This window comes from Streptomyces sp. NPDC102437, assembly GCF_044765565.1.
Classification (GTDB): Bacteria; Actinomycetota; Actinomycetes; order Streptomycetales; family Streptomycetaceae; genus Streptomyces.
Window position 1 is genome coordinate 1 of record NZ_JBIWKI010000158.1, and the last position, 1731, is coordinate 1731.

A 1731-nucleotide genomic window follows, 5' to 3' on the forward strand; every position below is an offset into this window, starting at 1 on the left:
AGGGTGAGGTCGAAGCAGAAGATGATGATGTTGTTGATGCCGCGATGGCGTGATGCTCAGGCTGCTACGGCCGGCCTCGATCGCGAGGTACGCTTCGCGGCCCTCGCCGTACAGGCGCTGGGCGCACTGGGAGAACAGCAGGATCGCTTCGCCTGTCTGCTGCCGGCGTTCCTGCAGGTCGAGATCGACAGCCTGTTGCAGTTCAGCGCTCTTGGCGGCGGGCGCTGGCTTCAAGGGCCTGTGCTGCTTCGAAGCGGTGGCGAAGGGCACCAAGAGCGGCCTCCTCCCGACCCAGGGCTGTCTGCAGGGCGGTCAGCGCCGGCTCCTGTCGACCTGCGGCAGTTCGGCCCCGCCGAGCCCCGTACTTCCTCGACCTGCTGCGATGCCAACCTTGGGGTCAACGTGGGTGTACTGCAGGGGAATTGAGGGAATCAAGTGGCGGCTGACAGAGTATGGAAAGGCTTGGGGCTGAGCTGCTTGGGCGTGCCGCGCTGGCAGAAGTGGATGCGGCGCCAGATGACGATCAGGCCGTGCGAGGCGTGGAAGAAGTGGTCGCTGAGGAGATTGCCGGCGATGCCCAGTTCGCCGCGCGGCTTTCGGTGCTCCTGCGGGCGTCCTCACAGCAGAACACCGGCAGTGTGGTGGTCAACGGCGGCAAGGTGTCGCGGAACCAGATCGCGCTCGGCCCGCTGACCATCAACAACACACGCTCGGGATGGCTGACCCTCGTCGTCGGCGTGCTCCTGGCAGTGCTGATCGTGGTGCTCGCGGTACGCGGCGGCACGCAGCTGCTGCAGGACGACGACGCACCGCCGAGCAGCACACCCTCCGCGACCCGCGCGGGCTCCGTCACGCCGACGGCATCCGCTCTGCCTCCCACCACGGAGACAGTCCGGCTGATCCTTCCCGACCGGAACTCCGTGGACGCCCGTGTCTATCCGCAGGCCGGCACCCCGACCATCCGCACGTCCGCAGCGGAGATCTTCATCTGCAGCGCAGCACCCAAGTGCAAGAACAACGCCAGCGCCGCCGGCGGGGTGGAGTACGGTCCGAAGCACACGGCAGACAGTAACCCGGGCAATTACGCCGAATTTATCGCCCTGGCGTTCCCCGACTCGGCGACCGCCCACCTGGCGTACGTCGAGCTCGTGGAAAGCATCGAGAAACCTAGCCACGACTGGGGGCACAAAGCCGCTGGCCTTGGCAACTACGGCGAGGAGAGCCAGGGCTTCTCAGAGAACAGTGGCAACCGAATGATGATTTTCCGCCACAGAGCCTTTATTGGCATAGCGCACCAGCTTGACGATGGGACTCCGGAGCAAGCAGAACACCTCCAGCAACTCGCCAGCATCCTCGCCGACCGCATCGCGAAGGCCAACGCGGGCCAGATCCCGTAGCCAGCCAGGAGCGGCGCCGGCCGTCGAGCGCCAACCTGGAGCGCATCGAGGCGGCCTACCGTCAGGTGCGCCGCCAGAACGTGTCCCGCCACCTGCTTCGGCGCCTGAACGCGGGCGGCGGGACGCGGGTGGAGATCCATCCGCTGAACCAGTCGCAGGTGCCGCGCCCGCTCCAGCGGGTGGTGGAGTACCGCGCGATGAACGTCCGCCGCTGGGACCGGATAGTCGAGGCCTGGTCGGCCGGCGACCATCAGGGCCTGGACGACGCCTGGGAGGACGTCATCGTCGACCCGGGGTCTCAGTGGGGGCAGTACGAGTACGTCACCAACATCGG

At 66.8% G+C, this 1731-nt stretch carries 2 protein-coding genes and 1 pseudogene; 2 read left to right on the forward strand and 1 reads right to left on the reverse strand.

What is annotated here, in order from left to right:
• Positions 1–270 (reverse strand): hypothetical protein (locus ACIRJP_RS42535; protein ID WP_404186603.1); only part of this gene is annotated, 270 nt, incomplete at its 3' end.
• 182 nt (positions 271–452) lie between these two features.
• Between ACIRJP_RS42535 and ACIRJP_RS42540 the strand changes: the two genes are divergently transcribed.
• Positions 453–1397 (forward strand): hypothetical protein, encoded by a 945-nt coding sequence (locus ACIRJP_RS42540; protein ID WP_404186605.1) that lies wholly within the window; start codon positions 453–455, stop codon positions 1395–1397.
• Between the two features lie 5 nt (positions 1398–1402).
• A pseudogene (locus tag ACIRJP_RS42545) lies at positions 1403–1731 on the forward strand (transcriptional regulator); the annotation flags it as partial.